6 protein-coding genes are annotated in these 5,093 nt (G+C 68.9%); 4 read left to right on the plus strand and 2 right to left on the minus strand.

The genetic code is table 11. From position 1 onward, the window contains the following. The coding region (locus AC3XYG_RS31640; RefSeq protein WP_489143863.1) for a vitamin B12 dependent-methionine synthase activation domain-containing protein at positions 1-383 on the plus strand (383 nt) is incomplete at its 5' end. Between the two features lie 175 nt (positions 384-558). On the opposite strand, the gene AC3XYG_RS31645 is transcribed toward AC3XYG_RS31640, so the two are convergent. Continuing rightward, positions 559-1,203 carry a hypothetical protein gene (locus AC3XYG_RS31645; RefSeq protein WP_489143864.1) on the minus strand — a complete coding sequence of 215 codons (645 nt, stop codon included), beginning with the start codon at positions 1,201-1,203 and terminating at the stop codon, positions 559-561. Positions 1,204-1,269: 66 nt separating this feature from the next. Continuing rightward, positions 1,270-1,734: a MarR family winged helix-turn-helix transcriptional regulator gene (locus AC3XYG_RS31650; protein ID WP_489143865.1), complete on the minus strand. Its 465-nt coding sequence runs from the start codon at positions 1,732-1,734 to the stop codon at positions 1,270-1,272. Positions 1,735-1,802: 68 nt separating this feature from the next. Here AC3XYG_RS31650 and AC3XYG_RS31655 point away from each other — a divergent pair, with 68 nt between their 5' ends. The 3 genes from AC3XYG_RS31655 to AC3XYG_RS31665 all read left to right on the plus strand — a co-directional run. Next, a complete protein-coding gene (locus AC3XYG_RS31655) occupies positions 1,803-3,254 on the plus strand; it encodes an MFS transporter (protein ID WP_489143866.1) in 1,452 nt (483 codons plus the stop codon). 142 nt (positions 3,255-3,396) lie between these two features. Beyond that, entirely contained in the window at positions 3,397-3,906 is a 510-nt protein-coding gene (locus tag AC3XYG_RS31660) for a DUF4142 domain-containing protein (protein ID WP_489143867.1), read from the plus strand. Between the two features lie 243 nt (positions 3,907-4,149). After that, positions 4,150-5,093 (plus strand): dihydroxy-acid dehydratase domain-containing protein (locus AC3XYG_RS31665; protein ID WP_489143868.1); only part of this gene is annotated, 944 nt, incomplete at its 3' end.

A 5,093-nucleotide genomic window follows, 5' to 3' on the forward strand; every position in this document is an offset into this window, starting at 1 on the left:
GCAAGGAGATCTGGGGCTATGCCCCGGACGAGCCCTTCGCCCCGGACGAGCTGATCGGCGAGCCCTATCGCGGCATCCGCCCTGCCCCCGGCTATCCGGCCCAGCCGGATCACACCGAGAAGGTGACGCTGTTCCGCTTGCTCGACGCCGAGCGCCGGATCGGCGTGCGCCTGACCGAGAGCTATGCCATGTGGCCCGGCTCCTCGGTCTCCGGCGTCTACCTGGCGCATCCGGACTCGTATTACTTCGGCGTCGCCAAGGTCGAGCGCGACCAGGTCGTGGACTATGCCCGCCGCAAGGGCATGGCGATCGCCGAGGTCGAGCGCTGGCTCGGCCCGATCCTGAACTACATCCCCGCCCCGTTGGTCGAGGCGGCGGAGTAGGCCAGAGCCGGCTGGGTTCGGTCCGCCCAGCCCTCTCCGTCATCGCGAGCCCGCAGGGCGTGGCGATCCAGACTCGCGCCGCCTCTGGCTGCCCGACTGGATTGCTTCGCTGCGCTCGCAATGGCGGTGCTGGGGTGGCCCGGCCGTGCCGATGTGTCGTCGGCCAGGTTGGCCTTCAACTGCTGTCCGGTTGCCATGGCTTCGGCATGGGGCGGCCGGCGGCGGCCTCATCCGGAGCCTGGGGCCAGGCTGCCGCGGAGGTGCGTTCGGCGGTCTCCGCCCTCACCTCGCCAGCCTCGTCCCAGCCGCGCGGCACCCAGGACGGGTCCGGCGGCAGGCCGATCTTGCGGCACACCGCCTGCACGAACTCCTGCGGCGAGAGAGCGTCGATCTGCACGTCCAGGATCTCGTCCTCGACCAGATCCTCCCGCACCATCGCCCGCACCCGTTCGGCATCCGCGGCATCGCCGGGCAGGGCCGCCGCTTCCGCGACCAGGTCGGGCGCCTGCGCCCGCCGTCTTTGACGGCGCTCCTGCTCACCCGACTGCTTCCGCCCGTCCCGGCGCATGAGGTAATCGGCCCGGATCCGCTCGGTCATCGCGATCGACAGCCGCACCGACCGGGACAGCCGGGCCTGCACCGCCGCGGCATTCGGCGCCGCCTCCCCCGGAATCGCCATCTGCCGCTCGACCACGCGCTTGGCGCGCAGATCGATCTCGACCGTCTGGCGCAGCGCGTCCAGAGCCCATCCCGTCCATTTCAGGTCGGGATCGGTCGGCCGGGTCTCGGCAGTGTCGGAAGCGGATTGCGGGTTATTCATGGAACAAAGAATGAACAAGCGCTGCGGATAATGCTACTGCGATCGGGTGCCCGGAGGCAGAGGGCCCTAGCCGCCCTTCTCCTGGTACTCCGCCAGCCGCTCCAGCAGCACACCAGCGGCGATTAGCAGCGCCCGCTCCTCGGCGGTCAGGCAGGCGGCCATGGCCTGGGACAGCCACGCCTCGCGGCGGCTGCGGTTCTCCAGCACCGCCTGGGTGCCGGCGGGGGTGATGACGACATGCAGCCGGCGCCGGTCGCCGGCATCGGCCGAGCGCACCACCAGCCCATCCTTCTCCAGCCCGCGCAGCAGCGCCGCGACATTGGACGAGCGCAGGCCTTCGACGGTGCCCAGTTCGGTCGGGCTGGCCGTGCCGCCCAGGCGCAGCAGGGCGCCCAGCAGCATCAGCCGCGACAACGGCATGTCGTCGCTGTCGGATTCCCGCCGCAGCCGGCGCAGCAGCGCCATCAGTTGCAGCCGCAGCGTCGTGGTCTGGCTGTGCGTCGCCGGGGCGGCCTGGTCCGAATCGGTCATTTTGCTACTCTGATATAGCTAAAACGCTATAGCTATCTGAAACGGCTGGTTCCAGGATCTTGTGGTGGATGGTGGCCCAAGGCCACCCCGCGAAGAACGAGGTCATTCCCGTGTCCCTGCCCGACGGCCTGCCCCTGCCCCGCCGCAGATGGGCCTTCGCCACCGTGGTGCTCGGCGTCACCCTCGCCGTGCTCGACGGTTCCGTCGCCAATGTGGCGCTGCCGACCATCGCGGGCGAGTTCCAGGCCAGCCCGTCGATGTCGATCTGGATCGTCAACGCCTACCAGCTGGCGGTGGTGATCTCGCTGCTGCCGCTGGCGTCGCTCGGCGAGATCCACGGCTACCGCCGGGTCTATATCGGCGGCCTGCTGCTGTTCAGCGTCGCATCGCTGGCCTGCGCCCTGTCCGATTCGCTGGTCACCCTGACCCTGTCGCGCGTGGCGCAGGGCTTCGGCGCCGCGGGGATCATGAGCGTGAACACCGCGCTGATCCGCTACATCTTCCCCCGGGCCAGGCTGGGCCATGTGCTGGGCATCAACGCCATGGTCGCGGCCGGCGCCTCGACCGTCGGCCCAAGCTTCGCCGGTGCCCTTCTCGCCGTCACCTCCTGGCCCTGGCTGTTCGCGATCAACGTGCCGCTGGGCCTGGCCGCGCTGGTCATCGGCAGCCGCAACCTGCCGGAGAGCGACCTGTCAGGCCGCCGCTTCGACCTGCTGAGCGCCCTGCTGTCGGCCGCCACCTTCGGCCTGCTGATCACCGTGATCGACAGCATCAGCCACGGGCTGGACTGGAGCGTCGTTGCGATCCAGCTCGGCGCCGGCATCGCCGCGGCCGTCTGGCTGGCGCGCCGCCAGCTGGCGGTAACCGCGCCGCTGCTGCCGCTGGACCTGCTGCGCATCCCGGTGGTGGCGCTGTCGGTCTGCACCTCGATCAGTTCCTTCGCCGCGCAGATGACGGCCTTCGTCGCCCTGCCCTTCCTGCTGCAGACCGGCTACGGCTTCGCGCCGGCCCAGGTCGGGCTGCTGATGATCCCGTGGCCGCTGGCGGTGGCGCTGACCGCCCCCATCGCCGGCCGGCTGGCCGACCGCCACCCTGCCGGGCTGCTGGGTGGCATCGGCTTGGCCATCCTGGCCATCGGGCTGCTGTTGCTGGCGACGCTGCCGGCGGACCCGTCCGCGGCCGGCATCGCCTGGCGCATGGCGTTGTGCGGCGCCGGCTTCGGCCTGTTCCAGTCGCCCAACAACCGGATCATGATCGGGTCCGCCCCGCGCAGCCGCAGCGGTGCCGCCAGCGGCATGCTGGGCACCGCCCGGCTGCTGGGCCAGGCCACCGGCGCCGCGCTGGTCGCCCTGCTGTTCGCCCATTTCCCGGAGCGCGGCACCACGATGGCGCTGCTGACCGCAGCCGGCCTGGCCGCTGCCGCCACCGTCATCAGCTGCCTGCGCCTGGCCACCCCGGCCTATGCCGCGGACGACCCGGCGCCACCGCCCGGAGATCCGGCGCCAACTCCACACAGATAGACAAAGGATCCGTCAGATCCGGCCGATCGGCTACGGCAGTAACCATTCGGTCACGTCGAGAAACCAAAGCGTCATCAACCGCTTGTTATTCCTCATGGCGACAAGAGAAATCGATCATCTTTTCTCAATGAGGAGAATATTCATGAGTTACAGGACAATCGTTCTGGCCGCCGCGCTGGCCGCTGCGTCCGCCCCGGTCGTCGCCAATGCGGCGGACGATGTCTCCGCCACCGATCGCAGCTTCGTCGCCATGGTCAGCCAGGGCGGCCTGTTCGAGGTGATGGCCGGCCAGGTGGGCGTCGATCAGGGGAGCAGCCAGGACATCAGGGATCAGGGCGCAACCGAGGTGCATGACCACGAGCTCGTCGGCGACAAGCTGAAGTCCATCGCCGCGGATGCCGGCATCCAGATCGATGCCGCGCTGAACCCGCAATTCCAGACAGAGCTGGATGATCTGAAGGCCCTGTCCGGCCCGGCCTTCGACGCCGCCTATCTCAAGGACATGAAGGCGATCCACGCCAAGGACGGGGCGGCGTTCGCCGCGGAGGCCAAGTCCGGCACGAACCCGAAGCTGAAGGCCTTCGCCGCCGAAACCCACCGCATCGTTGAGCGGCATATCGGCGAGCTGGACGCGGTCGGCCCCGAGAAATAAGGGTTCGGATGCCATCCACTGGGCTCCATTCCTGTCCGGATTTGGCACCCGCCGCCACCTCGGCTGCGAGGGTGCAAGGATCAGGGCGCGCGGGTGCCTTGCATCCGGCGCCCTTGCGCGACGGGCCGGAATGGCGTTTTTTCACTATCAGACGTTTCGGACGACTGCCGCGGATCTTTTCCGAATTGCCGAGGCAGCTCGCCCGACTGAAAATGACCTGAGCCAGCCAGTACGGACCCGATCATGCCAGCCTATCGTTCCCGCACGACCACCCACGGCCGCAATATGGCCGGAGCCCGCGGGCTCTGGCGCGCGACCGGTATGACGGATGCGGATTTCGGCAAGCCGATCATCGCCGTCGTCAACTCCTTCACCCAGTTCGTGCCCGGTCATGTCCACCTCAAGGACCTCGGCCAGCTGGTGGCGCGGGAGATCGAGGCGGCCGGCGGCGTCGCCAAGGAATTCAACACCATCGCGGTCGATGACGGCATCGCCATGGGCCATGACGGCATGCTGTACAGCCTGCCGTCGCGCGAGATCATCGCCGACAGCGTCGAGTACATGGTCAACGCGCATTGCGCCGATGCCATGGTCTGCATCTCGAACTGCGACAAGATCACGCCCGGCATGCTGATGGCGGCGATGCGGCTGAACATCCCGGTCGTGTTCGTGTCCGGCGGGCCGATGGAGGCCGGAAAGGTCAAGATCGGCGGCGAAACCAAGTCGCTGGACCTGATCGACGCCATGGTCGCCGCGGCCGACAGCCGGATCAGCGACGAGGACGTCAAGGTGATCGAACGGTCGGCCTGCCCAACCTGCGGCTCCTGCTCCGGCATGTTCACCGCCAATTCGATGAACTGCCTGACCGAGGCGCTGGGCCTGGCCCTGCCGGGCAACGGCTCGACCCTGGCCACCCATGCCGACCGCCGGCGCCTGTTCGTCGAGGCCGGGCACCTGATCGTCGACCTGGCCAAGCGCTACTACGAGCAGGACGATGCGTCGGTGCTGCCGCGCGCCATCGCCAGCTTCGCCGCCTTCGAGAACGCCATGACCCTCGACATCTCGATGGGCGGGTCGACCAACACCGTGCTGCACCTGCTGGCCGCGGCGCAGGAGGGCGAGGTCGACTTCACCATGGCCGACATCGACCGGCTGTCGCGCCGGGTGCCGGTGCTGTGCAAGGTCGC

The sequence above is a fragment of the Inquilinus sp. genome, assembly GCF_057815775.1.

Bases quoted from the DNA above. Each gene is read 5' to 3' on its own strand.
- AC3XYG_RS31655 (WP_489143866.1), top strand. From the start codon at position 1,803: ATGGTGGCCCAAGGCCACCCCGCGAAGAACGAGGTCATTCCCGTGTCC.
- AC3XYG_RS31645 (WP_489143864.1), bottom strand. From the start codon at position 1,203: ATGAATAACCCGCAATCCGCTTCCGACACTGCCGAGACCCGGCCGACC.
- AC3XYG_RS31650 (WP_489143865.1), bottom strand. From the start codon at position 1,734: ATGACCGATTCGGACCAGGCCGCCCCGGCGACGCACAGCCAGACCACG.
- AC3XYG_RS31660 (WP_489143867.1), top strand. From the start codon at position 3,397: ATGAGTTACAGGACAATCGTTCTGGCCGCCGCGCTGGCCGCTGCGTCC.